General features: G+C 43.9%; 20 protein-coding genes and 1 other annotated feature. Of the genes, 18 read left to right on the forward strand and 2 right to left on the reverse strand.

Annotated elements, in window-relative coordinates:
• The first annotated feature begins 2 nt into the window (after positions 1–2).
• The 8 genes from leuC to yihA all read left to right on the forward strand — a co-directional run bounded on the left by leuC (position 3) and on the right by yihA (position 11277).
• On the forward strand, positions 3–1418 hold the full coding sequence (gene leuC, locus EV146_RS14320; protein WP_132007702.1) for a 3-isopropylmalate dehydratase large subunit: 1416 nt from the start codon (positions 3–5) through the stop codon (positions 1416–1418).
• A gap of 33 nt (positions 1419–1451) precedes the next feature.
• Positions 1452–2036: a 3-isopropylmalate dehydratase small subunit gene (gene leuD / locus EV146_RS14325; RefSeq protein ID WP_132007391.1), complete on the forward strand. Its 585-nt coding sequence runs from the start codon at positions 1452–1454 to the stop codon at positions 2034–2036.
• Positions 2037–2129: 93 nt separating this feature from the next.
• Entirely contained in the window at positions 2130–3149 is a 1020-nt protein-coding gene (locus EV146_RS14330; protein WP_132007394.1) for a tetratricopeptide repeat protein, read from the forward strand.
• Between the two features lie 161 nt (positions 3150–3310).
• Entirely contained in the window at positions 3311–4600 is a 1290-nt protein-coding gene (tig, locus tag EV146_RS14335) for a trigger factor (RefSeq protein ID WP_132007397.1), read from the forward strand.
• A 365-nt stretch (positions 4601–4965) separates the two neighbouring features.
• Positions 4966–6228: an ATP-dependent protease ATP-binding subunit ClpX gene (clpX, locus tag EV146_RS14340; protein WP_121611530.1), complete on the forward strand. Its 1263-nt coding sequence runs from the start codon at positions 4966–4968 to the stop codon at positions 6226–6228.
• A 187-nt stretch (positions 6229–6415) separates the two neighbouring features.
• Positions 6416–8125, forward strand: a complete 1710-nt coding sequence (gene lonB / locus EV146_RS14345; RefSeq protein ID WP_132007400.1) for an ATP-dependent protease LonB — start codon at positions 6416–6418, stop codon at positions 8123–8125.
• 240 nt (positions 8126–8365) lie between these two features.
• The gene (gene lon / locus EV146_RS14350; RefSeq protein WP_121611532.1) at positions 8366–10693 is read left to right on the forward strand and encodes an endopeptidase La; all 2328 of its coding nucleotides are present in this window, start codon (positions 8366–8368) and stop codon (positions 10691–10693) included.
• Positions 10690–11277 carry a ribosome biogenesis GTP-binding protein YihA/YsxC gene (yihA, locus tag EV146_RS14355; protein ID WP_132007403.1) on the forward strand — a complete coding sequence of 196 codons (588 nt, stop codon included), beginning with the start codon at positions 10690–10692 and terminating at the stop codon, positions 11275–11277. The genes lon and yihA overlap by 4 nt, the downstream gene beginning before the upstream one ends.
• Positions 11278–11641: 364 nt before the next feature.
• On the opposite strand, the gene EV146_RS14360 is transcribed toward yihA, so the two are convergent.
• Positions 11642–12127, reverse strand: a complete 486-nt coding sequence (locus EV146_RS14360; RefSeq protein WP_132007406.1) for a LiaI-LiaF-like domain-containing protein — start codon at positions 12125–12127, stop codon at positions 11642–11644.
• 249 nt (positions 12128–12376) lie between these two features.
• Between EV146_RS14360 and hemA the strand changes: the two genes are divergently transcribed.
• From hemA to ysxE, 8 genes are all read left to right on the forward strand, one after another.
• Positions 12377–13723 carry a glutamyl-tRNA reductase gene (gene hemA / locus EV146_RS14365; RefSeq protein WP_132007409.1) on the forward strand — a complete coding sequence of 449 codons (1347 nt, stop codon included), beginning with the start codon at positions 12377–12379 and terminating at the stop codon, positions 13721–13723.
• A 13-nt stretch (positions 13724–13736) separates the two neighbouring features.
• The gene (locus EV146_RS14370) at positions 13737–14570 is read left to right on the forward strand and encodes a cytochrome C assembly family protein (protein WP_121611536.1); all 834 of its coding nucleotides are present in this window, start codon (positions 13737–13739) and stop codon (positions 14568–14570) included.
• Between the two features lie 15 nt (positions 14571–14585).
• Positions 14586–15521, forward strand: a complete 936-nt coding sequence (gene hemC / locus EV146_RS14375; protein ID WP_132007412.1) for a hydroxymethylbilane synthase — start codon at positions 14586–14588, stop codon at positions 15519–15521.
• Positions 15518–16282 carry a uroporphyrinogen-III synthase gene (locus EV146_RS14380; RefSeq protein ID WP_241993920.1) on the forward strand — a complete coding sequence of 255 codons (765 nt, stop codon included), beginning with the start codon at positions 15518–15520 and terminating at the stop codon, positions 16280–16282. The genes hemC and EV146_RS14380 overlap by 4 nt, the downstream gene beginning before the upstream one ends.
• 20 nt (positions 16283–16302) lie before the next feature.
• A complete protein-coding gene (gene hemB / locus EV146_RS14385; protein ID WP_132007415.1) occupies positions 16303–17283 on the forward strand; it encodes a porphobilinogen synthase in 981 nt (326 codons plus the stop codon).
• Positions 17284–17313: 30 nt separating this feature from the next.
• Entirely contained in the window at positions 17314–18603 is a 1290-nt protein-coding gene (gene hemL / locus EV146_RS14390) for a glutamate-1-semialdehyde 2,1-aminomutase (protein ID WP_121611539.1), read from the forward strand.
• Between the two features lie 153 nt (positions 18604–18756).
• Positions 18757–20034: a stage VI sporulation protein D gene (gene spoVID, locus EV146_RS14395; protein ID WP_132007418.1), complete on the forward strand. Its 1278-nt coding sequence runs from the start codon at positions 18757–18759 to the stop codon at positions 20032–20034.
• Between the two features lie 107 nt (positions 20035–20141).
• On the forward strand, positions 20142–21188 hold the full coding sequence (gene ysxE, locus EV146_RS14400) for a spore coat protein YsxE (RefSeq protein ID WP_132007421.1): 1047 nt from the start codon (positions 20142–20144) through the stop codon (positions 21186–21188).
• 16 nt (positions 21189–21204) lie between these two features.
• Here the strand turns inward: ysxE and EV146_RS14405 are convergent, their stop codons facing one another.
• Positions 21205–21396 (reverse strand): hypothetical protein, encoded by a 192-nt coding sequence (locus tag EV146_RS14405; RefSeq protein ID WP_121611542.1) that lies wholly within the window; start codon positions 21394–21396, stop codon positions 21205–21207.
• Between the two features lie 162 nt (positions 21397–21558).
• Positions 21559–21794: a binding site (T-box leader), on the forward strand.
• A gap of 54 nt (positions 21795–21848) precedes the next feature.
• Between EV146_RS14405 and EV146_RS14410 the strand changes: the two genes are divergently transcribed.
• Both EV146_RS14410 and EV146_RS14415 read left to right on the forward strand, forming a co-directional pair.
• Entirely contained in the window at positions 21849–24491 is a 2643-nt protein-coding gene (locus tag EV146_RS14410) for a valine--tRNA ligase (RefSeq protein WP_132007424.1), read from the forward strand.
• A 73-nt stretch (positions 24492–24564) separates the two neighbouring features.
• Positions 24565–25875, forward strand: a complete 1311-nt coding sequence (locus EV146_RS14415) for a bifunctional folylpolyglutamate synthase/dihydrofolate synthase (protein WP_132007427.1) — start codon at positions 24565–24567, stop codon at positions 25873–25875.
• Positions 25876–25952: the final 77 nt, after the last annotated feature.

The following is a 25952-nucleotide window of genomic DNA, read 5'->3' on the forward strand; positions in this document are numbered from 1 at the left end:
TGATGGGAAAAACGATTATTGAAAAACTTTGGGAAAACCATGTAGTACACCGGGAAGAGGGGAAACCTGACTTGCTTTATATCGATCTTCATCTAGTCCATGAAGTCACCTCGCCTCAGGCTTTTTCCGGATTAAGGCTAAAAAACAGGTCAGTCAGGAGGCCGGACAGGACCTTTGCGACCATGGACCACAATGTACCAACTGTAAATCGGTTCAATATAACAGATCCAATCGCGAATAACCAAATGGAGACCTTGAGGAACAACTGTGAAGAATTCGGGATTACTTTGGCGGATATTAACAGTCCTGAGCAGGGGATTGTCCACGTAATCGGGCCTGAATTAGGTTTGACACAGCCTGGGATGACAATTGTTTGCGGAGACAGCCATACTTCAACGCACGGTGCTTTTGGGTCCCTTGCATTTGGAATTGGAACAAGTGAAGTAGAACATGTGTTGGCGACTCAGACTTTATGGCAGTCAAAGCCAAGAACCCTGAAGGTACAGATTGATGGCGAGCTGGGACAGGGAGTTCTTGCCAAGGATGTTATCCTTTATGTTCTATCCAAATATGGAGTAAACTTCGGAACAGGGCATATCATAGAATTTTGCGGCAATGTAATCAGGCAAATGTCAATGGAAGAACGAATGACAGTATGCAATATGTCCATTGAAGGCGGAGCAAAGGCTGGTTTAATAGCTCCCGACGATACGACGATTGAATATCTGCGCGGGCGCAAGTATGCCCCTGCTGATGCTGAACTTGAAGCGCTGGCTGAAAAGTGGAAGGCGCTGGCTTCGGATGAGGACGCACAATATAATAAGGAAGTCTATATAGATGGCAGCGAAATTGCACCTATGGTCAGCTGGGGGACAAACCCGGGGCAAACAGCGCCGGTTACAGGAAGAATTCCGTATTTAAGCGAGTGTACCAGTGAAAATGATCAGCGTGCCGTGGAAAGTGCCCTTGCCTACATGGGACTGTCAGAGGGCCAGAATATATCCGATATTAAGGTTCAGAAAGTATTTATTGGATCTTGTACGAATTCCCGTCTCGAGGATTTGCGCATGGCTGCAGAAGTTGCAAAGGGACAGAAGGTACATGAGGATGTTCAGGCAATTGTTGTTCCTGGATCACAAAAAGTCAAGATGATGGCTGAACAGGAAGGGCTTCATAAAATTTTTCTTGATGCCGGTTTTGAATGGCGAGAATCTGGCTGCAGCATGTGCCTGAGTATGAATGCAGACATTGTGCCTGCAGGCGAGCATTGTGCTTCAACTTCCAACAGAAACTTCGAAGGCAGACAGGGTTCAGGAGCAAGGACACATCTAGTGAGCCCTGCTATGGCTGCGGCTGCAGCGGTGAATGGCTGTTTTGTCGATGTTAGAAGAATGACAGGTGCGGAAGCTGTCCATTAAAGCCGACAGAACAAGGGAAAGGAGACTTAACTAATGGCTGGATTAACTACTTTTCGCGGAAAAGCGGCTGGCATGGACAGAGTAAATGTCGATACAGACCAAATTATCCCGAAACAGTTTCTTAAGCGAATTGAAAAAACTGGGTTTGGTCAATATCTGTTTTATGATTGGCGCTTTAAGCAGGACGGATCCCCAAATCCTGACTTTGAACTGAACCGTCCGGAAAATGAAGGAGTTTCAATTCTTGTTGCGAATGAAAACTTTGGCTGCGGGTCGTCCCGCGAACATGCGCCATGGGCATTGCTGGATTATGGGTTCAAGGTCATCATTGCTCCATCGTTTGCAGATATTTTTCATCAGAACTGCTTAAAAAATGGAATGCTTCCGGTTGTCCTAAAGGAGCAGGAAATCAAGTATTTATTGGATAAGACTAAAAATCAGTCCCATGAGCTGACAGTCTCCATTGAAAGCAAAACAGTCACGGACGCAGATGGATTTTCTGCGAGTTTTGAAATCCATCCCTACTGGCAAAATATGCTGATGAACGGCTGGGATGAAATTGAATTGACGCTCCAGATGGAAGACAGCATAAAAAAATACGAGGAATCGGTTCAATAAAGATTTCACAGCCGAATGGCTGTGAAATCTTTTTGTTTTTCAGCCTTTTCATGCTACACTTCTATAAAAAAACACGTTAGGGCGGTAGCAGGCATGAAGAAACGGGATTCAAAAAAGGATAATATTGTTCTGTTTCCAGGCCTAGAAAGGCGCCTGTTGGAAAAAGGACTGGAAAATCTGCACCAAAAACAATATCGGCAAGCCTCTGATCTTCTGGAACAAGCTCGGAAACTTGAACCTGATAACAGTGAAATATATACCGGATTGGTACTGGCTTATTTTGAAGCCGGAAACATCAATCAAGCTCGTAAAATGGCCGCAGAAATGCTGAAAAAAGGCATTGGGGACTATTTTCAAGTAATGGACCTTTATATTATGATTTTGGTCCAGCTAAATGAATATCAGGAAGTCATTACAGCTATAGAAGCCCTTTTGGAAGATAGGGAAGTACCGAAGGAAAAACTGGAGCACTTTTCAAAAATGCTGCATTTCAGCCGCAGGATGGCAGCAGGAAAAAAAGAAACAGCCAATGACCATGACCTGGCTCGGGATATGGGTCACCCAAAGCTTAACCTCTTCGATTGTCTGGATCCTCAGGAGCAAATGATGCTGGCTGCCAGGCTGGCAAACGAAAATATAAGGTCCTACATCACCGAAATAAAGGAATATCTTGCATCGAACGAAGGTGATGCTTTTCAAAAAGCAATGCTCCTTAATATTCTCAAGGAACAGGAATACGAAAAAGAGGTCACAGTTGAAAAATTTGGCATGAAAGAAACGTTTATTCCTGTTTCGCTCCCTGAAATCCATGAGGTTGAAAAGGCTCTGGAAGTAAAACAATTACTCAAAGAAGAACTGGAGAGCGAAGACCCGGTTTTATTTGAAAACATAAAAAGCATGATAGAACGAAATTTTTTCCTGCTCTATCCCTTTACTCCGTCCCCGGAGGCTTCAAGTGCATGGGCTGCTGCCTACCACTATCTTGGGGACCTTTACCTTGGAAAGGCAGAGCCGGCTGATTCTTATGCACGTAAATACAGGGCTTCAGAAGAAGAAATTCGGGAAGCAGTAGCCTTTATTGGGAAGATTGAAGAAATTTCTTATCCGAAATAAAGGTACAAGCTGTTGAAACGAAATAATCCTGTGTTATAATGTAGTGGTTGTATTATGTAAAAATAATTATATTTTACATTTAAACTGGAATATTTGCTTGCATGCTCAAGAGATATTCATCGCCGAATGGACATGATAATAGATTTGTTGGAGGGAACTGTATGTCTGCAAAATGGGAAAAATTAGAAGGGAACCAAGGAGTTCTTACAATCGAAGTAGATGCAGAAAAGGTGAACGAAGGACTGGATGCTGCATTTAAAAAAGTGGTAAAAACTATTAATGTACCAGGGTTCCGTAAAGGTAAAATGCCGCGCCAAATGTTTGAAAAGCGCTTTGGTGTAGAAGCCCTTTACCAGGATGCAATCGATATCCTGCTTCCAGAAGTATACTCTAATGCCGTAGAAGAAGCTGGTATCGAGCCAGTAGATCGGCCTGAAATTGATATTGAGCAAATTGAAAAAGGCAAAAGCATGATCGTCAAGGCAACTGTAACAGTTAAGCCTGAAGTCAAGCTTGGCGAATATAAAGGCTTGGAAGTAGAAGCTTTTGATACAGAAGTTACTGATGAAGAAGTGGACGCTGAGCTTAAAAAGCTTCAGGAGCGTCAGGCAGAGCTTGTCGTAAAAGAAGACGGGAAGGCTGAAAATGGCGATACAGTTGTCATTGATTTTGAAGGTTTCGTCGATGGTGAAGCTTTTGAAGGCGGCAAAGCTGAAAGCTACTCATTGGAACTTGGTTCCGGCAACTTCATTCCAGGCTTTGAAGAGAAGCTCGTAGGTACTGCAGCCGGCGAAGAAAAAGATGTTGAAGTTACATTCCCGGAAGAGTACCATGCTGCTGAGCTTGCTGGAAAGCCTGCTGTTTTCAAGGTGAAGGTTCATGAAATTAAGGGCAAAGAACTTCCAGAGCTTGATGACGAATTCGCAAAAGATGTCGACGAAGAAGTTGAGACACTTGAAGCCCTGAAAGAAAAGACAAAAAATCGTCTAAAGCACGATAAAGAGCATCAAAAAGAGCATCATATTCAAGACTCTGTTGTTGAAAAGGCAGCAGCAAATGCTGAAATTGATGTCCCTGAAGTCATGATTGAAAATGAAATCGGCCGCATGATGAATGAATTCGAACAGCGCCTTCAAATGCAAGGCATGAACCTGGAGCTTTACTTCCAGTTCTCTGGACAGGACGAAGCTGCGCTGCGTGAGCAAATGAAGGAAGACGCGGCTAGCCGTGTCCGCGTTAATTTGACTCTTGAAGCCATTGCTAAAGCGGAAAACATTGAAGTATCAGAAGAAGATGTAAATGCAGAGCTTGAAAATATGGCAAAATCTTATAATATGACTGTAGATCAAATTAAAACTGCCCTTGGCGGAAACGTTGATGGTATCAAAGGTGATCTTCAAGTAAAAAAAGCAGTCGAATTCCTTGTGGAAAACAGCAAAACTGTTGCATAATATAAATAACAAGAATAGGAAACAAGGCGCGATCTTATCGTGCCTTGTTTTGTACCATTTTAAGCTTGTTTAATACATAATAAGGGCCGGACTTGCGGAGGTCTGGCTACTGATTTCTTTGGTAAATGATGAACTGCAGACTTAAGCAGCGTATTTTTGGTTAAGCTGAATTGAGTACATATCTTTTTAGCGGATCTTTTTTGTATCTGAATAGTCAAGGGTTTTCATTTCCTGTCCGTTGGCAATATGTGATACAATGCAGTACATACCTGTTTTACCTTGGTTTGGCTTTTGCCAGAATATGATTGTTTGCTAATGATCCGCGGCTATATATATCGCTTAGAAGTATTCAAGGGGTGAAAAAATTGTTCAAATTTAATGATGAAAAAGGACAACTGAAATGTTCTTTCTGTGGCAAAACACAGGATCAGGTCCGTAAGCTCGTAGCTGGACCGGGAGTATATATTTGTGATGAATGTATTGAGTTATGCACCGAGATTGTCGAAGAAGAGCTTGGCACTGAAGAAGAGGTTGAATTTAAAGATGTTCCAAAGCCAAGAGAAATCCGCGATATTCTGGATGAATATGTAATTGGTCAGGAACAGGCCAAGAAGAACCTTTCCGTTGCTGTGTACAATCACTACAAACGTATTAACTCTAACAGCAAGATTGATGATGTTGAGCTAGCAAAGAGCAATATTGTCATGATTGGACCTACTGGTAGCGGTAAGACTCTCCTTGCCCAGACACTTGCGCGGATCCTGAACGTTCCGTTTGCCATCGCTGATGCAACTTCATTAACCGAAGCAGGATATGTTGGAGAGGATGTAGAAAATATCCTCTTAAAACTGATTCAGGCAGCAGACTATGATGTTGAAAAAGCAGAAAAAGGCATTATTTACATCGATGAAATTGATAAAATTGCCAGGAAATCGGAAAACCCTTCCATCACCAGAGATGTTTCAGGTGAAGGGGTTCAGCAGGCGCTTCTTAAAATCCTTGAAGGCACTGTTGCAAGTGTTCCGCCACAAGGGGGAAGGAAGCACCCTCACCAAGAGTTCATCCAAATTGATACCGGCAATATTCTCTTTATTTGCGGCGGTGCGTTTGACGGGATTGAATCCATTATCAAACGCCGTCTTGGTCAAAAGGTCATCGGTTTTGGGTCTGATAACAAGCAGGATGAAATAGATCAAAAGGAACTACTTTCAAAAGTTCTTCCTGAAGATTTGCTAAGATTTGGTCTAATACCTGAATTCATTGGGCGTTTGCCAGTCATCGCAAGCCTTGCTCAGCTTGATGAGGAAGCTTTAGTAGAAATTTTAACAAAACCCAAGAACGCATTGGTGAAGCAGTATCAAAAAATGCTGGAGCTTGATGATGTTCAGCTGGAGTTTGAAGAGGGAGCTCTCACGGAAATTGCCAAAAAAGCAATTGAACGTAAAACCGGCGCTCGCGGACTTCGCTCTATTATTGAGGGAATCATGCTTGATGTCATGTTTGACCTTCCGTCACGTGAGGATATCGTGAAATGTGTCATTACGAAGGAAACGGTTGAACAGCTCAGTGCGCCAAAACTCGTCCTTTCTGACGGCACAGTCGAAAAAAGTGAACGCAATTCCGCCTAATTGTCCAGAAGATGTATTAAGCCCGGTTCCATAACCGGGTTTTTTTTATTGCTGAAAAGTCCCTGAAACCTCAGCAGCAGGATTTTAGTGAGGTGCTCGATATTTAAGTGAATTTCTTGTTTATTCCAACTCTATGAAGGGGATACTAGGGGAAAGTGAAAAGTATTTATTTCAGGAGGGAATCTAATTGAGTTGGACGGGGATCGCCTTATTCGTACAGCTTTTTTTTGGCATCGTCATTGGGCTGTATTTTTGGAACTTATTGAAAAATCAGCGTACACAAAAAGTCTCTATAGACCGTGAATCAAAGAAAGAAATGGAACAGTTGAAAAAGATGAGATCCATCTCTCTGAGTGAACCGCTTTCTGAAAAAGTCAGGCCGTCAAGCTTCAAAGATATTGTAGGCCAGGAAGATGGAATCAAAGCATTAAAGGCCGCACTATGCGGACCAAATCCTCAGCATGTCATTATTTATGGGCCTCCGGGGGTTGGGAAGACAGCTGCAGCAAGGCTGGTTCTTGAAGAAGCAAAAAAGAATCAAAGATCACCTTTTAAGCCTTCATCCGTTTTTGTGGAGCTTGATGCAACAACAGCAAGGTTCGATGAGCGGGGAATTGCAGACCCATTGATTGGTTCCGTGCATGATCCTATTTATCAAGGGGCGGGAGCCATGGGACAGGCTGGCATCCCACAGCCTAAACAAGGTGCGGTGACCAATGCTCACGGCGGAGTCCTGTTCATTGATGAAATTGGGGAGCTTCATCCGATTCAAATGAATAAGCTTTTAAAAGTCCTTGAAGACAGGAAGGTTTTTCTTGAAAGCGCTTATTACAGTGAGGAAAATGCCCAAATCCCTACACATATACATGATATTTTTAAAAATGGCCTTCCAGCTGATTTCCGGCTTGTGGGAGCCACAACGAGGACACCCAGTGAAATTCCTCCTGCTATTAGATCCAGATGTATGGAAGTATTCTTCAGAGAATTGTCCCAAGAAGAAATCTCTGATGTAGCACGGAATGCTGCAGAGAAGATTAACTTAGAAATGAGCAGCACTGCGATTGAAATCTTATCAAATTACGCCCGAAATGGACGGGAAGCGGTAAATATGGTCCAGATTGCAGCTGGGCTGGCAATCACAGAAGGCAGAAACTTCATTAAAGAGGAAGAGGTTGAATGGGTGGTCCATTCCAGCCAGCTGACTCCAAGAATGGAGAGAAGGATAAATGAAAAAGCAGCCGTGGGGCTTGTAAACGGATTGGCCGTATACGGGCCGAACACGGGAGCACTGCTAGAAATTGAAGTGACAGTCATCCCGGCAAAAGAAAAAGGGTCCATCAATATTACCGGCATAGTTGAAGAAGAAAGCATCGGCGGACAAGGGAAGTCGATCAGAAGAAAAAGTATGGCAAGAGGGTCCATTGAAAATGTCATTACTGTCCTCCGCTCGATGGGAGTGCCAGCGGACGAGTATGACATTCATGTCAATTTCCCTGGCGGAACTCCGATCGATGGTCCATCCGCAGGAATTGCAATGGCAACGGGAATTTACTCAGCCATCTATAAAATTCCGACAAACCATACTGTAGCCATGACGGGAGAAATCAGCATTCATGGAAATGTTAAGCCAATTGGCGGGGTTTATCCAAAAGTGAAGGCTGCCAAGAAGGCAGGCGCAAAAAAGGTGATCATTCCAAAGGATAACGTCCAGTCTATTCTTCAGGAAATTAAGGGGATAGAAATTATTCCAGTCAGCCATCTCGACGAGGTGTTTGATATAGCTCTGGTAAGAGAGGATGCCAGCAGAGAATCGATTATTTCAGCCACGCATGATAACAGAGAGCAAATTCTGTCTGCATCTGACTTGAATGAAAAGGAGAGCAACCTAGGCGGATAACACCTTGAATAGTGAAAGGAAGGTTCCGGTTATTATTTCATAATCGGAACTTTTTTTATGCAAATGGAAATAAGTTATCGGGACATATTTTAAAGCCTGAATCTTGATAATATAAATAAAGGAAATTGTTCAATTTGGACATGATTAGGCCAAACTCGTGGTATTAGACACTAGAAGGCAAATACGATAGAATTGAACAAAGAATCTATGCAACTTATGTTACATATGGAGGTGTAATGAATGGCGGATAACAAAGAGAGAACTGTTCCCCTATTGCCGCTTCGTGGTCTTTTGGTCTATCCTACAATGGTCCTTCACCTGGATGTCGGTCGTGAAAAATCCGTCCAGGCTCTTGAAAAGGCGATGGTTGATGACCATTTGATTTTTTTAACAACTCAAAAAGACATTTCAATAGATGAGCCATCTGAAGAAGATCTTTATCGAATGGGTACTCTGACAAAGGTCAAGCAAATGCTGAAGCTGCCAAATGGAACGATTCGGGTACTGGTTGAAGGATTGAAGCGTGCAGAAATCGTTGAGTTTTTTGATGAAAAAGATAATTTCGCTGCCAGCCTGAAAACGTTTGATGACCGTGAAACGAAAGATGTGGAAGATGAAGCATTGATGAGAACAATGCTGGAGTATTTCGAGCAGTACATAAAACTGTCAAAGAAAATTTCTGCCGAAACACATACATCAGTCGCGGATATTGAAGAACCAGGCAGGATGGCCGATATCATTTCGTCCCATTTGCCGCTGAAGCTCAAAGAGAAACAAGAAATTCTCGAGACCCTGGATGAAAAAGAACGAATGAACCGGGTGATCGAGATTATTCACAATGAAAAAGAAGTGCTTAATCTGGAAAAGAAGATTGGTCAGCGCGTTAAGCGGTCCATGGAGCGTACTCAAAAAGAATACTATCTCCGTGAACAGATGAAAGCAATCCAGAAAGAGCTGGGTGATAAAGAAGGAAAGACAGGGGAAGTACAGGAGCTGACCGACAAGATTGAACTTGCCGGCATGCCCGACCATGTAAAGGAAACAGCTTTGAAAGAACTGGATCGTTATGAGAAAGTTCCTTCGACATCCGCAGAAAGTGCTGTCATTCGAAATTATATCGAGTGGCTGGTGTCATTGCCTTGGACAAAGGCAACAGAGGATGATCTCGATATTCACAAAGCCACAAAAATCTTGAATGAAGAGCATTATGGACTGGAGAAGGTCAAAGAACGGGTGCTGGAATATTTGGCAGTACAGCAGCTGACCAATTCTTTAAGGGGACCGATTCTTTGTCTGGCCGGGCCTCCGGGGGTAGGGAAAACCAGCCTTGCCAAGTCCATTGCAAAATCGCTTAACAGGAATTTTGTACGAATCTCCCTGGGAGGTGTACGTGATGAATCAGAAATTCGCGGCCACCGGAGAACTTATGTCGGTGCAATGCCAGGCAGAATTATCCAGGGGATGAAAAAGGCGAGTACCATTAATCCAGTTTTCCTTTTAGATGAAATAGACAAGATGTCCAGTGATTTCAGGGGCGACCCATCGTCTGCCATGCTTGAGGTGCTGGATCCGGAACAGAACCACAGCTTCAGTGACCATTATATTGAGGAAACCTATGATCTATCCAAAGTAATGTTCATTGCAACTGCCAATAATCTTGGTACTGTTCCCGGACCTTTGCTGGACCGGATGGAAATTATCAATATTGCAGGCTATACCGAGCTGGAAAAGCTTCATATTGCCAAAGACCATCTGCTTCCCCGCCAAATAAAGGACCATGGCTTATCAGAATCCCAGCTGCAAATTGAAGAATCGGGCTTCCAGCAAATCATCCGTTACTATACCCGCGAAGCCGGAGTGCGTTCTTTGGAGCGACAGCTGGCTGCGATTTGCCGGAAAACAGCGAAAATCATTGTTTCGGACACTGAAAAACAGGTGACCGTTAACGCTGAGAATGTGGTAGAGTTCCTAGGGAAGCCTCGATTCAGATACGGTCAGGCGGAACTCGAAGACCAGGTTGGAGTGGCTACGGGACTTGCTTATACAACTGTTGGCGGAGATACCCTTCAGATAGAAGTTTCCCTTTCTCCTGGCAAAGGCAAATTAGTTTTAACCGGGAAATTAGGGGACGTCATGAAGGAATCCGCACAAGCAGCCTTCAGCTATGTGCGTTCGAAAACAAAAGAGCTTGGAATTGAAGAGGATTTTCATGAAAAGCTTGATATCCATATCCATGTTCCTGAAGGAGCCACACCAAAAGACGGTCCTTCAGCGGGCATTACGATTGCAACAGCCCTCGTTTCAGCTCTGTCTGGACGCCCAATACGCCGTGAGGTCGGCATGACAGGGGAAATTACACTACGGGGCCGTGTATTGCCCATCGGCGGTTTGAAGGAAAAAACCTTAAGTGCTCACAGGGCAGGATTGACAAAGATCATTCTCCCGAAAGATAACGAAAAAGATATAGATGATATCCCTGAAAGTGTCCGCAATGATTTGGAGTTTGTGCTTGTTTCTCATGTAGATGAAGTGCTTAGCCATGCCCTTGCTGAGGGAATCAGCCAATGAAAGTGACGAATGCAGAAATTGTTATTAGTGCGGTAAGGCCCAGCCAGTATCCGGAAGGGGCCTTGCCGGAATTTGCTTTAGCGGGACGTTCCAATGTAGGGAAATCGTCTTTTATCAATAAAATGCTGAATCGGAAGAGTTTAGCAAGGACTTCTTCCAAACCGGGAAAAACGCAGACTCTAAACTTTTACCTGATAAATGAAATTCTTCATTTTGTGGATGTACCGGGGTATGGATATGCCAAAGTGTCAAAGAAAGAACGGGAAGCATGGGGAAAAATGATTGAAACATATATCACAACCAGGGAACAGCTTAAAGCTGTCCTTTTAATTGTGGATTTGCGCCATCCCCCAACTGCTGATGACAAAATGATGTATGATTTTCTTAAACACTATGAAATACCTGTCATTGTCATTGCCACAAAGGCCGATAAGATTCCCAAATCAAAATGGCAAAAGCATTTAAAAATCACTCGTGAAACACTTGATTTCGACCCGGAGGATGCGATTGTTCTATTCTCCTCTGAAAGCGGAGAGGGCAAGGATAAAGCCTGGAGTATTCTTCAAGCTTATATGAATAAGTAGGACTGAAAACCTGATGCTTTTTTATAAGCATCAGGTTTTTCGCTGAGCAGCCGAGTAAGGGAGAGGAGAGGTAGAGCTGTTAAAACGAACTTTGGCGGTGTCATTTATTATTATTATGTGGAGAGAAATGAGAACAATCGTAGGGTTTTTTTACGCGGGATGCGGGTATAAATCCGGACAGCATCTTTATAAGGGTAGGCGGGGGTGTCAGGGCGGAATAAGTGGATGCTGAGACGGAGGTTAGTCCTAGTCCAGAAGTTATTCAAATTGTCTCAGTAAAAGCTTAATGCCTTTTAAGTCAAATGAAGGAAGATCATTTTTGGTAAAAAAAGACAAGGGTTTTGCCGCCCCTGTCTCTAGTGACCTATTTTCTTTTCATAAGCAACAGATATACTCCAATCAGGATCAGTGCAGCCGGCCAAAAATTCCATAATGTCGAGATACCATTTTCCATTGTTTCCAGCCACGCGGAAATTCGATCATAAAAAAGCAGCAGTCCGGCCAGAATAAGAAAGAGAATCCCGTTAAACAGTCCGGTTCCCGTTTTTTGATAACGGAGCAGGAAGCCCAGAGCCATAATTAATATAAAAGCTCCCATATGATCCGGCCAAACCTCCAGCTTGTCGACGATGTGAAGATGCATGCCGAAACCAAATAGAATCACTCCAGGGAAAATGGCTTCATAATCCTTTCCCCAATAGCCCTGAACCAAGAAGGCAGTACCGGAAATGACCATAAGGGTCGGCCAGGTTTGAAAATCTGAAAACATCGTGTATTCAGCCTGCTGCAGATAATAGTAAATTCCAAATCCAATTAATATGATTCCTGGGATAATCCTCTGATTTTTCATACTTCACCACTTCCAGTAAGGCTAACTTGAATTTATGTCGAATTTTTGGTACGGTACATAAGGAGATAATTTTGATATTCGTACTGTTTTATTTAACCAGATTCAAGTGTTCTCTTGCAATCGATTTAAATAAATAGATTGATTAAAAATCTTTCATTAGATGTTCACAATTAGAGAGAAATTATTCTAAGAAAGAATGCTATCATTAATATAGCTTTGTCATTTTTGTATGGGGGTGTCAATTTCAGAATGCATATCATAGTTGTTGGTCTTAATTATAAAACAGCCCCTGTTGAAATCCGCGAAAAGCTGACATTTAACGAGGCAAATTTACGGGATGCCATGAAGCAGCTTCAGAATAAAAAGAGCGTTCTTGAAAATGTTATTTTATCAACTTGTAACCGTACGGAAATCTATGCAGTTGTGGATCAGCTCCACACTGGCCGATATTATATAAAAGAGTTTTTATCCGATTGGTTTGGGATAGAGCAGGGGGAATTTTCTCCTTTCTTGTTCGTATATGAGCAAGATGGCGCGATTGAACACCTCTTTAAAGTCGCCTGCGGTCTGAACTCCATGGTACTCGGGGAAACACAGATTCTTGGACAAGTACGTTCGAGCTTTCTGATGGCCCAGGAAGAAAAGACTACCGGCACCGTTTTCAACCAGCTATTTAAACAGGCTGTTACGATCGCCAAACGCGGCCATTCAGAGACTGAGATCGGAGCCAATGCGGTATCCGTGAGTTATGCTGCTGTTGAGCTGGCCAAGAAGATTTTTGGTTCTCTCAATAATAAGCATGTCCTGATTCTTGGGGCTGGCAAAATGGGAGAATTGGCGATTCAGAATCTCCATGCCAATGGTGCAAGGAAGGTCACTGTCATAAACAGGACCTACAAAAAAGCGGAGGATCTTGCCAGTCGCTTTGCCGGCGAAGCCAAAACAATCAAAGAATTGGAAACAGGGCTGGCAGAGGCCGATATTCTGATCAGTTCCACTGGGGCAAAAGATTTTGTTGTTACAAAAAATATGGTGCAGTCAGTTGCAAAATCCAGAAAAGGCAAACCGCTGTTCATGGTGGACATTGCAGTGCCGCGCGACCTTGACCCTGCCATTGCTGAATTAGAAGATGTGTTCCTCTATGACATAGATGATCTCGAAGGAATCGTGGAGGCCAATCTGCAGGAACGCAAAATAGCTGCCGAAAAGATCCTGCTATTGATTGAAGAAGAAATTGTTCTCTTCAAACAATGGCTGAATACACTCGGTGTCGTTCCTGTCATATCAGCTCTTAGGGTAAAGGCGCTTGAAATTCAGCAGGGAACGATGGAAAGCATTGAACGGAAGCTTCCCCATCTGACGGCGCGGGACCTTAAGGTCTTGAACAAACATACTAAAAGCATCATTAATCAGATGCTAAAAGATCCAATTCTTCAGGCGAAGGAGCTGTCAGCCAGAAAAGATGCTGAGGAAGCCCTTGATCTGTTTATGAAAATATTTAATATTGAGCAGCTTGTTGCTGAACAGCATGGTGCGAAAACTGTTGAAAAAAAGCAGGCCGCTGGCCAGGTGCCTCAGGCTTCTTTTCAATCATAAGTGAGGTTCCGGCATGAGTGATATTTTCATGACCCGTCTTCATGAGCTGACCATTGTGGTTTATGCAGCAAGCGTGCTTCTGTATTTTATCGACTTCCTTAATAGTAACCGGAAGGTAAACCAAGTTGCCTTCTGGTTACTTGCATTTGTATGGGTTTTGCAAACGCTTTTCCTGTTTTTTTATGTGGTTGAGGTGAGGCGTTTTCCTGTACTTACCCTCTTTGAAGGATTGTACTTTTATTCCTGGGTGCTGGTTACTTTATCACTTGCAATCAACCGTTTGCTAAAGGTAGATTTAATCGTTTTTTTTACCAACGTCCTAGGGTTTATCATTATGGCCATACATACCTTTGCGCCGGCTGATTACGGATCAAACGTCATGTCAGAACAGCTTATTTCAGAATTGCTTCTTATCCATATTACAATGGCCATTCTGTCCTATGGAGCTTTTTCCATTTCCTTTGTTTTTTCACTTCTTTATTTAATTCAATACGATTTATTGAAGCGAAAAAAGTGGGGAAGGCTTCTCCGAAGGATTGCAGATCTGTCCAAATTGGAGCAATTGTCATATTTACTGAATGTCATAGGTGTTCCCATGCTCCTGCTAAGTCTCGTCCTTGGTCTGCAATGGGCCTGGATAAAACTGCCGGACATGGCTTGGTATGATGCAAAAATAATTGGCTCCTTTGTTGTTTTGGCGGCATATAGTGCCTACTTGTATCTGCGGGTAGCACGGGGCATGTATGGAAAATCACTGGCTCTTTTAAATGCGGCATCATTTTTAATAGTATTAATCAACTTTTTCTTATTTGGGCAATTATCATCTTTTCATTTATGGTACGAGTAATTAAGGAGGATCTTCATGAGAACAATCATTGTAGGATCAAGACGGAGCAAACTGGCTTTAACACAGACAAACTGGGTCATCAATCAATTAAAGGAACTAGGCGCGCCGTTTGACTTTAGAGTTGAGGAGATTGTGACAAAGGGCGACAAAATCCTCGATGTCACACTTTCGAAGGTTGGGGGAAAGGGCCTTTTTGTTAAAGAAATCGAGCAGGCGATGCTGGATAAAAATATAGATATGGCTGTCCATAGTATGAAAGACATGCCTGCTGTATTGCCGGAGGGACTGGTGATCGGCTCTGTACCAAATCGTGAGGACCATCGTGATGTGCTGATATCAAATGGCCATATCCCTTTTGACCAGCTCAAAGAAGGAGCGGTAGTCGGAACAAGCAGTCTTCGCCGAAGTGCACAGCTTCTAGCAAGGCGCCCTGACCTTGAAATCAAATGGATAAGAGGAAATATTGATACGAGGATTGCCAAGCTGCAGACTGGCGAGTATGATGCCATTATCCTCGCTGCGGCCGGTTTGAAGAGGATGGGCTGGGCAGCTGAAACGATAACAGAATTCATTGATCCTGATATTTGCATCCCTGCTGTGGGACAGGGAGCTCTTTCGATTGAATGCCGCGGGGATGACGATGAGCTCCTGGAATGGCTAGGTAGGTTCACCTCCGGCAGGACGGCTGCAGCTGTTCAGGCAGAACGGACTTTCCTTGGGAAAATGGAAGGCGGCTGCCAGGTGCCGATTGCTGGGTATGCCTCAGTCAATCAACAGGAAGAGATTATTTTAACCGTTCTGGTTGGGTCACCTGATGGAAAGGTTATATTAAAAGAGATGGTAACGGGCACCGATCCTTTAAAAGTTGGAGAGCTAGCTGCTGAAAAGCTGACCGCGCTTGGGGCCAAGGACCTGATCGATGAAGTTAAGCGGGAGCTGGATTCTGAGTGAGTCCTGCTCCCCTGCAAAATAAAAGGATAATGGTTCCAAGAGGAGCAAAACAGGCTGCATCCTTTTCATCGCTGGTTAGAAAATTGGGAGGCATCCCTGTTGAAATTCCATTGATTGCTTTCAGGCCGGTTCCAATGTCTCAGACTATAATGCGTGTTTTGGAGCAAATACATACCTATAACTGGATAATTTTTACTAGCTCTGTAACGGTCGAGACGTTTTTTTCTTTTTATGGCAGCGGAAAAGGCCTTCCTAAGGTTGCTGTCATTGGTGATAAAACAAAGGAAGCTGCCGAAAGGGAAAATATTCCTGTCGAGTTTGCACCGCAGGAATTTGTGGCAGAAGGATTTGTAAAAGAGTTTTTGCACCATGTAAGCGAAGGGGCAAGGGTCCTTATCCCCAAAGGGAATTTAGCAAGGGAATACATTGCTTCATCACTTGTGGAAAAAGGGGCCCATGTCGATGAACTTATCATCTATGAAACCTATATGCCTGAGGAAAGCAAATCCAGGCTTGCAAACATCCTTTTAGAAGGAGAACTGGATATCCTTGCTTTCACAAGTCCATCAACCATCGACCATTTCATTGAAACAGTGAAAGGACAGCAGCTGGAATCGGTTATCGACCAATGTGTGATTGCTTGTATTGGACCGGTTTCCAGAAAAAGAGCTGAGCAATATGGACTTACGGTCCATGCTTGTCCCAAAAGGTATACAGCAGCAGATATGCTCGACAGTATCATTGAATACTTAAATAAGTAATGCTAATTGGAGGAGTAAACATGAATGATTTACAATTCTCTCGTCATCGTCGCCTTCGCAGTACGGCGTCAATCCGATCCCTTGTCAGGGAAAATCACCTTCGGACGGATGATTTAATTTATCCATTATTTGTGGTGGAAGGCGAGGGTGTACGGAACGAGGTTTCTTCAATGCCGGGAGTCTATCATTTGTCAATAGACAACCTAAGAGCCGAAATGGATGAAGTAGTCCAGCTGGGCATTAAGTCAGTTTTGTTGTTCGGTGTCCCGGACGAAAAGGATGAATGCGGCACTCAAGCCTATCATGAACATGGAATTGTCCAAGTGGCAACCCGATTTATTAAGGAACATTTTCCAGAGGTTGTGGTTATTGCTGATACATGCCTTTGTGAATATACAAGCCACGGGCACTGCGGTGTAATCGAAAATGGCAACGTGAAGAATGACCCTTCCCTCGAGCTCCTGGTTAAAACAGCGGTAAGTCAGGCACAGGCCGGAGCGGATATTATTGCGCCGTCCAACATGATGGATGGCTTTGTCGCTGCCATTCGGGCTGGCCTGGATGAAGCTGGATTTGAGGACATTCCGGTGATGTCCTATGCAGTAAAATATGCTTCCGCTTTCTATGGCCCCTTCCGTGAGGCAGCCGAAAGCACACCGCAATTCGGGGACCGCAAAAGCTATCAAATGGATCCGGCGAACCGTCTGGAAGCCATGCGGGAAGCGGAATCCGACGTGGCTGAAGGTGCTGATTTCCTTATTGTAAAGCCAGGCATGCCATATTTGGACATTGTCCGGGATGTAAAGAACAACTTTAATCTTCCTGTTGTCATCTACAATGTCAGTGGAGAATACTCGATGGTAAAAGCTGCGGCTCAGAACGGCTGGATAGACGAACGAGGCATTGTGATGGAAATGCTTACAGGCATGAAACGTGCGGGTGCCGACCTTATCATTACTTATCATGCAAAAGATGCCGCCCGCTGGCTAAAGGAACAGTAATATTGTTTAACCCAGAAGGGAGTTTTTTGGATGCGGTCATACGAGAAATCTATTGAAGCTTTTAAAACGGCAAAAGCATTAATGCCTGGGGGGGTCAACAGTCCTGTCCGCGCTTTTAAATCGGTCAAGATGGATCCGATCTTCATGGAACGAGGCAAGGGTTCAAAAATATATGATATTGATGGCAATGAATATATTGATTATGTATTGTCATGGGGGCCGTTAATTCTAGGTCATTCCAACGACCGAGTGGTCGAGGCAATCAAAAAAGTGGCTGAAATGGGGACAAGCTTTGGTGCTCCCACTGTTATGGAAAATAAATTGGCAGAGCTTGTGATTGAGCGCGTGCCATCGATTGAAATCGTGCGGATGGTTTCCTCGGGAACCGAGGCAACTATGAGCGCCCTTCGTCTTGCCCGCGGATATACAGGCAGGAACAAGATCATCAAGTTTGAAGGCTGTTACCATGGACATGGCGATTCATTGCTTATAAAGGCAGGGTCGGGAGTTGCAACACTAGGGCTTCCAGACAGCCCGGGAGTTCCAGAGGGAGTTGCCAGCAATACGATTACCGTTCCTTACAATGACCTTGAAAGTGTCAGGTTTGCATTTGAGCAGTTCGGCGAAGACATCGCATGTGTGATTGTTGAGCCTGTCGCCGGGAATATGGGTGTAGTGCCTCCGCTGCCAGGCTTCCTTGAAGGATTGCGTGAGGTGACTAAGGAAAATGGTGCTCTCCTTATCTTTGATGAAGTCATGACAGGCTTCCGGGTTGGATATCATTGTGCACAGGGTCACTTCAATGTAACACCCGACATAACCTGCCTTGGGAAAGTGATTGGTGGAGGGCTTCCTGTTGGAGCATATGGAGGAAAAGCCGAAATCATGGAACAAATTGCCCCAAGCGGCCCAATTTATCAGGCAGGCACTTTGTCCGGTAACCCGCTGGCCATGACAGCCGGTTATGAAACTTTATCTCAGCTTACACCAGAAACATATCATGAATTCCAGTCAAAAGGAGATGCCCTGGAAGCCGGGATTTCCTCAGCTGCCAAAAAATATGATATACCTATATCCTTTAATCGGGCAGGCTCCATGATTGGCTTTTTCTTTACAAATGAGGATGTCATCAATTACGAAAGCGCAAAATCCTCTAACCTGGAATACTTTGCTGCCTATTATCGTGAAATGGCGAATCAGGGGGTATTCCTTCCTCCATCGCAATTTGAAGGTCTATTCCTTTCAACTGCACATTCTGCAGGAGATATTCAGAAGACCATTGAAGCTGCAGAACATGCATTTTCAAAACTTAAAGGTTAAAAGTGTCGCTGCCCTCAGGTTTAAGCCCATATCCTCTTGGATATGGGTTTTTTACTGTTGTCGCGGTCCGTTTTTATCATAAAAAAAGCCTACTAATCATACAGTTTAATGACATAGTGATTTTATGCTTATGAAATGAAGGGAGGAGTCGCTTTGTCTACGGGAAATCAATCTTGCCTGCGTTTCTCCTTAGAGGAATCGGTTTGGTTCCAAAGAGGACAGGAAGTCGCAGAGCTTGTTTCAATTTCGCTTGACCCAAATATCACCATCCAAGAAAATGATCAATATGTAACGATTAAAGGTTCGCTGGAATTAACAGGCGAATATAAATCTGATCAGACAGACGATGACGGGACGGAACTGGAAGCGGGAACCAGACAGATACACTCGGTCATGGAAAGAGAAGAAGGATATCTCGAATTTCTTCATCGGTTTCCAGTGGACATTACTATTCCGCAGAACCGGATCGAGAGCATTTATGATATTGATATTTCTGTGGAATCATTCGATTATGACTTTCCTGAGCGCGGCAGCCTGAAACTGTCCGCCGAATTAGCAATAACGGGCTTATATGGCGATCAGCAGCATGGGAGTGATGAGCGCGAAGAAGAACTGGAAGGGCCTGTTGAAGCGGAAGAAGACTTAGAGCCGTATTACTTGAAAAGAGAACAGGAGGTTCCTCCGGAGCTTTCGGATTTAACTGATCATTCAGTGGCAGAAGAAGAATCTGCTTCTTTAAAAGAAGCAGAGAGCCTTAATGAGTTATTTGCCCCTTTTAAGGCGGAAGCGAGAAAAGAACCTGAAGCGGAACAGATAAAAGAAAACACCCCGGAATTGAACAATGTCCGAAACGAAGAGAAAGTATCAGCTTTTTCTTCCCAGGAAAGAGGGGAAGAGCAGCAAACCAAACAGCCTGACATGGTCAGCCACCGGAATGAAGGGCTAGCGCAGCCAAAGCCGGAGGAACCGCCGTTGAATGAAGGAAAAGATGATGAGGAAGCACCTCTGCTTGAAACTGAAACTGAAACTGAAGCTGAAACTGAATCTGTAAGTGAACCTGAGACAGGGCCAGAGCTCCAGGGAGAGCCGGTTATGGAACAGAGCGGTCCAATCATTAATGAAAAGGCTCAGCAGCAGGAGGAAAGCTCCAGTTCGCCGTCTCAGGATGAACCTAAAGCAACCGGCAAGAAAATCTCGAAGAAAAAAGGACTGTCAATTGCAGAATTTTTGGCCCGCAAAGAGGAATCCGAGGTTGCAAAGATCCGAGTATGCATTGTCCAGCAAGGTGATACACTACAGCACATCGCAGAACGTTATGAGGTAAGTGTACAGCAGCTTTTAAATGTCAATCACCTTGGGCTGGATCAGGATGTTGCAGAAGGCCAGGTCTTGTATGTTCCTGCCGAATATGCGGCAAAAGGCGGAAAATAAGCTTCTTTTGCTGTAACAATACAATGAAATGGATGGGCAGGTTAACAGACCTGCTCAACTCTTTTTTTTGAGCTTGAAGTGGGAATCGATGAAGGTGAGTGAAAACAATGGACAATCGCCAATTGCATCAGGAAGAAGCAGCTATCTTGAGCCACTATGGAATCCGCCCAGCTTTCATTGAAGAATTTGGCAGGATTAAAAAAGTGTACTCAAGTGCTGGAACCTTTGCATTAAAAAAAATAGACCCCCATTCTGGAATTGATTTTATCCGGCATATTCAGTTGCTGTACCAAAAAGGATATAACCGGATTGTTCCCGTATATCCTGCTTCGGATGGACGATATGCTGTTTTCAGTGGAAAATCTTTATATTATTTAATGCCCTGGCTTTCCGATGAAGAAAAAGAAAACCGCACAGAACGGCCCTTTCAGCTTTTAAGGGAATTAGCACGTATGCATACCCTTTCGGCCAGGGAAGTAGCGATCAGCCAGGAGGACAGAAAAAATCACTATGAAAAGACGATAAAGCAGTGGGAAAAGGACGAGGAGTTTCTGACCGGGTTTATCGAGGACTGTGAGAATGAATGGTATATGTCCCCCCTCCAGCTTACTTTCTGCCTTTACTATAACAATATTCGCCAGGCCATGGGATTCGCGAAGGAAAAGCTCACAAATTGGCAGGAAAAAACAAAGGACCAGAAAAAAGGGAGAATGGTTCTCCTTCATGGAAGGGTATCAACAGAGCATTTTCTTTATGATGATAAAGGGTACGGTTATTTTATCAACTTTGAAAATGCAAGGCTTGGTTCTCCCATCCAGGACCTCCTTCCCTTCCTGGCACGGTCTCTAAAGACTCGTCCAAAAAGATCAGAGGAATGCGTTGAATGGATTCAAAACTATTTAAAATATTTTCCATTTAAGGAGGAAGAGAGACTGCTGTTTTTAAGCTACCTTGCCTATCCAACGGGAATGATCCGAACCGCCGAGGCTTACCATTTAAAGAAGAAACTGGCTGATGAGCGCAAGCTTGTACAGAAGCTGCAGCAACAATACTGGCATTTAAAAAATATCGAATATGTGGCCATGAGGCTTGAAGAAATCGAAAGAGAAAGAAAGCAGCAGGCACAGGCTCAGCAGGAAGAAGCCCAGAGTTGATAACAACTGGGCTCTTTTAAATCACCTCAAAGTGCAGAGCTAAAGCAATAAGGATAAAAATGGACAGCAGCAGGACATCGAAAGTCGTCGGAAAAAAAATGGTTCTGATTCCCTGGAATACGCAAAAGGGAACTGCGAACTGTCCACAGACACTTCTTACCGTTCTCAGCCAACGCGGAAGCGTATACGGGCTATATCTTCTCTTCAAGACTTTATCCTCCCTGAAATCCTTTTTATCATCATATGTTTATAAATAAGAAAAAGTGCTAGAAATGGTACAGAAGCTGATATTGTATAAAATAAAGAAAAAACGGAAATGAATATTGACGTATTGAACCTTTTTTGGGTAGTATAACAATATAATTTCATTATCAAAGCGTTGACAGGGAAGAGTACGACTAAGATCCTGCTTTTAAGAGAGGGAAATCATTTGCTGGAAGATTTCCTAAGCAGGCTGTCGGAAGGTCACCCTGGAGCTTCCTCGGGGAAAGGACTTTAACAGTCTGTGTAGTTGAGGACGGATAGAATCCGTTATCTGCTCAAGAGCCAATCGTTTTTAGATTGGAAAAAAGGTGGTACCGCGAAACAACTCCATTCGTCCTTTTATGACGAATGGGTTTTTTTTATTTTTGGGGTTAACGGGTAAAAGGAGGAACTTGAATGGGAACAGAAGAAATTAAGATGCCAACAAAGTATGATCCGCAATCGATTGAGCAGGGAAGATATGATTGGTGGCTGAATGGGAAGTTTTTTGAAGCGAAGGATGATAAAGACAAGGAGCCGTACACAATTGTAATCCCGCCTCCGAATGTAACAGGAAAACTGCATCTGGGCCATGCATGGGATACGACGCTTCAGGATATTTTAACCAGGATGAAACGCATGCAGGGTTATGATGTGTTATGGCTTCCTGGCATGGATCATGCTGGAATTGCCACACAGGCGAAAGTAGAAGAGAAGCTGCGGAATGAAGGAAAAAGCCGGTACGATCTTGGGCGCGAAAAATTTGTGGAAGAAACCTGGAAATGGAAAGATGAATATGCACAGCATATCCGCCAGCAGTGGTCAAAGCTTGGACTCGGACTGGATTACAGCCGTGAGCGCTTTACATTGGATGAAGGGTTATCCAAGGCTGTTCGTGAAGTCTTTGTCTCTCTTTATAAAAAAGGTTTGATCTATCGTGGTGAATACATTATTAACTGGGATCCTTCGACGAAAACGGCATTGTCAGATATAGAGGTCATTTACAAAGATGTACAGGGTGCCTTCTATCATATGCGCTACCCGCTTGCAGATGGTTCTGGCCATATAGAGGTTGCCACTACACGTCCTGAAACCATGCTTGGTGATACTGCGGTTGCGGTCCATCCGGAAGACGAACGCTACAAGCATCTAATCGGAAAGACGGTCCTCCTCCCAATTGTCGGACGGGAAATTCCAATTGTAGGGGACGACTATGTGGATATGGAGTTTGGCTCCGGAGCAGTGAAAATTACTCCTGCACATGATCCTAACGACTTTGAAATTGGAAACCGCCATGAGCTTGAACGAGTCCTTGTCATGAATGAGGATGGAACAATGAACAAAAATGCCGGGAAGTATCAAGGCATGGACCGCTTCGATTGCCGCAAGCAAATTGTGAAAGACCTGCAGGAACAGGATGTCCTCTTTAAAATTGAAGAGCATCAGCACTCAGTAGGCCACTCTGAACGGAGCGGGGCTGTTGTTGAACCATACCTGTCCACACAGTGGTTTGTAAAAATGCAGCCATTGGCAGATGAAGCAATTGCCCTTCAGCAAAAGGAAGGCAAGGTTAGTTTTGTTCCTGACAGGTTTGAAAAAACGTATCTTCACTGGATGGAAAATATTCGTGATTGGTGCATCTCAAGACAGCTTTGGTGGGGCCACCGCATCCCAGCCTGGTATCACAAAGAAACAGGAGAGGTTTATGTGGATCATGAGCCGCCAAGTGACATCGAGAACTGGAACCAGGATAATGACGTTCTGGATACTTGGTTCAGCTCGGCACTTTGGCCTTTTTCAACGATGGGCTGGCCGGAGAGTGAATCAGAGGATTTCAAACGATATTATCCTACTGCAGCTTTAGTAACTGGATACGATATTATTTTCTTCTGGGTATCCAGAATGATCTTCCAGGGGCTGGAATTCACTGGGGAACGCCCATTTAAGGATGTTCTTATTCATGGACTGGTTCGTGATGCCGAAGGTCGTAAAATGAGTAAATCACTCGGCAACGGCGTTGATCCTATGGACGTGATTGATAAGTATGGTGCGGACTCGCTCCGTTATTTCCTTTCAACAGGAAGTTCGCCTGGCCAGGATTTACGTTTCTCCATAGAAAAGGTAGAAGCTACCTGGAACTTTGCCAATAAGATTTGGAATGCATCCCGCTTTGCCCTGATGAATATGAACGGTCTGAAGTATGAAGAAATTGACTTGTCAGGAGAAAAGTCGGTTGCGGATAAATGGATTCTTACAAGGCTCAATGAAACGATTGAAACTGTAACAAGGCTTTCTGACCGCTATGAGTTTGGAGAGGTTGGCCGTGTCCTTTATAATTTCATTTGGGATGATTTCTGCGACTGGTACATTGAAATGGCTAAGCTTCCGCTTTACGGAGAAGATGAAGCAGCCAAAAGAACAACCAGATCTATTTTGGCTTATGTACTCGATCATACTATGCGCCTGCTCCATCCATTCATGCCATTTATTACAGAGGAAATCTGGCAAAACCTGCCGCACGCAGGGGAATCGATTACAGTAGCGCAATGGCCTAAAGTGGATGAAAGCTTGACCGACGAAGCAGCAGCTGCTGAGATGAAGCTGCTGGTTGAAATAATCCGTTCCGTTAGGAATATCCGTGCGGAGGTTAACACGCCGCTCAGCAAAAAAATCAATATGTTCCTGAAAGCCAAGGATGAAAATATCCTTGAGAGTGTAGAAAAAAACCGTGCTTACATTGAACGCTTCTGCAATCCGGAACAGCTTGAAATGGGCCTTGCTGTGGAAGCCCCTGAAAAAGCCATGACAGCGGTCGTTACGGGAATTGAAATCATCCTTCCGCTTGAAGGGTTAATTAATATCGAGGAAGAAATTGCCCGCCTTGAAAAGGAAAGGGAAAAATTAAATAAAGAAGTGGAACGCGTTCAGAAAAAGCTTAGCAATGAAGGATTCGTGAAAAAGGCTCCTGAAAAAGTAATAGAAGAAGAACGTGCAAAAGAAAAGGATTATACCGAAAAGCGTGCAGCGGTTGAGGCACGCATCCAGGAGTTAAAAGGATAAAAAACGAAAAGGGGAAGGCGTGCCAGGGTTGGTTCGTCTTCCTATTCTTATGTATTTCCAAGGGGGCGAAGACATGTTTACTTCCTATGGACAAGCCGTAGACTGGATCCATTCCCGGTTAAGGCTCGGAATAAAACCAGGCTTGAGGCGCATGGAATGGATGCTCGAAAGGCTTGAGCATCCAGAAAGAAAGTTAAAGACGATACATATTGGAGGAACAAACGGCAAAGGGTCCACAGTTACATTCTTAAGCTCCATCCTCCAGGCAGCGGGCTACCACGTTGGCACCTTTACTTCACCCTATTTTGAACATTTTAATGAGCGTATTTCTATAAATGGAAAAGCAGCAAGTGACGAAGAAATCGTTCAACTGGTCAATGTCATCAAGCCGCTTGCCGATGAACTGGAATCAACAGAGCTTGGCGGACCCACTGAATTTGAGGTCATCACGGCAATGTCGATGTATTATTTTGCTCATATTCAGCCCAGTGATGTAGTAATTTATGAAGTCGGGCTTGGCGGAAGGTTTGACTCGACCAATGTCATTCATCCGCTGCTGTCAATCATTACGAGTATCGGGATGGATCATACGAGCATTCTTGGGGACACCATCGAAGAGATTGCTTTTGAAAAAGCAGGTATTATTAAAAATGGTGTCAGCATCATTTCAGGAGTCAGACAGCCAGAGGCATTATCGGTTATAAAAGAACGGGCCGAAGCTATAAAAGCCCCTCTGTACCAGTTAGGAAAGGACTTTACAGTTGATTCCGCTCTACCGCTGCAAAAGGGGACAAGGTTTGACTTTCAGAGCTTGTTTGGATCGTATGGAAAACTGGAATTAAGGATGATGGGTGAACATCAAGCAGCAAATGCTTCTCTTGCAGTGATGGCAGCACAAATCCTGAGTAGCTATTATTCCTTTTTGATTGAGGAGCAGGATATAAGAGACGGCTTGAATAACGCCTATTGGCCGGGACGGTTCGAGGTTTTATCGGAAAGTCCCCTGGTGGTGATTGATGGAGCACATAATGAAGAGGGAATCGAGGCACTGGCGAAGGAAGTGGAGTCCCGTTACCGTGATAAACACAAGGAAATTTTGTTCGGGGCACTGAAAGATAAGAAATTGGATGGAATGATAGCAAAGCTTGACAGCCTGTCCGATGATATTGTATTTACCAGCTTTGACTTTCCTAGAGCAGCAGGGGCGGAAGAGCTTTTTGACATAAGTCAGTCACTCAATAAACGGGTGGAAGAAGATTGGAAGTCCTTTTTAGAACAGGCAATTACAAACCGCAATCAGAAGGATTTACTTTTAATTACCGGATCATTATATTTCCTTTCAGAGGCAAAGCCTTTCATAAAGGAACTACTTGACAAGAAGTGACAAAAATGTGTGCGATTTTTTATTGCACACATTTTTTTTAATCCAGGGAGCAGAATGCGCAGGCCAAATAAAGGCAG

The sequence above is a fragment of the Mesobacillus foraminis genome (genome assembly GCF_004340465.1).
Lineage (GTDB): Bacteria > Bacillota > Bacilli > Bacillales > Cytobacillaceae > Mesobacillus_B > Mesobacillus_B foraminis.

What these genes read in the sequence shown, in the direction of transcription:
- leuC (WP_132007702.1), top strand. Translation starts at nt 3, where the DNA reads ATGGGAAAAACGATTATTGAAAAACTTTGGGAAAACCATGTAGTACAC.
- leuD (WP_132007391.1), top strand. Translation starts at nt 1,452, where the DNA reads ATGGCTGGATTAACTACTTTTCGCGGAAAAGCGGCTGGCATGGACAGA.
- EV146_RS14330 (WP_132007394.1), top strand. Translation starts at nt 2,130, where the DNA reads ATGAAGAAACGGGATTCAAAAAAGGATAATATTGTTCTGTTTCCAGGC.
- tig (WP_132007397.1), top strand. Translation starts at nt 3,311, where the DNA reads ATGTCTGCAAAATGGGAAAAATTAGAAGGGAACCAAGGAGTTCTTACA.
- lon (WP_121611532.1), top strand. Translation starts at nt 8,366, where the DNA reads ATGGCGGATAACAAAGAGAGAACTGTTCCCCTATTGCCGCTTCGTGGT.
- yihA (WP_132007403.1), top strand. Translation starts at nt 10,690, where the DNA reads ATGAAAGTGACGAATGCAGAAATTGTTATTAGTGCGGTAAGGCCCAGC.
- EV146_RS14360 (WP_132007406.1), bottom strand. Translation starts at nt 12,127, where the DNA reads ATGAAAAATCAGAGGATTATCCCAGGAATCATATTAATTGGATTTGGA.
- hemA (WP_132007409.1), top strand. Translation starts at nt 12,377, where the DNA reads ATGCATATCATAGTTGTTGGTCTTAATTATAAAACAGCCCCTGTTGAA.
- EV146_RS14370 (WP_121611536.1), top strand. Translation starts at nt 13,737, where the DNA reads ATGAGTGATATTTTCATGACCCGTCTTCATGAGCTGACCATTGTGGTT.
- hemC (WP_132007412.1), top strand. Translation starts at nt 14,586, where the DNA reads ATGAGAACAATCATTGTAGGATCAAGACGGAGCAAACTGGCTTTAACA.
- hemB (WP_132007415.1), top strand. Translation starts at nt 16,303, where the DNA reads ATGAATGATTTACAATTCTCTCGTCATCGTCGCCTTCGCAGTACGGCG.
- hemL (WP_121611539.1), top strand. Translation starts at nt 17,314, where the DNA reads ATGCGGTCATACGAGAAATCTATTGAAGCTTTTAAAACGGCAAAAGCA.
- ysxE (WP_132007421.1), top strand. Translation starts at nt 20,142, where the DNA reads ATGGACAATCGCCAATTGCATCAGGAAGAAGCAGCTATCTTGAGCCAC.
- EV146_RS14410 (WP_132007424.1), top strand. Translation starts at nt 21,849, where the DNA reads ATGGGAACAGAAGAAATTAAGATGCCAACAAAGTATGATCCGCAATCG.
- EV146_RS14415 (WP_132007427.1), top strand. Translation starts at nt 24,565, where the DNA reads ATGTTTACTTCCTATGGACAAGCCGTAGACTGGATCCATTCCCGGTTA.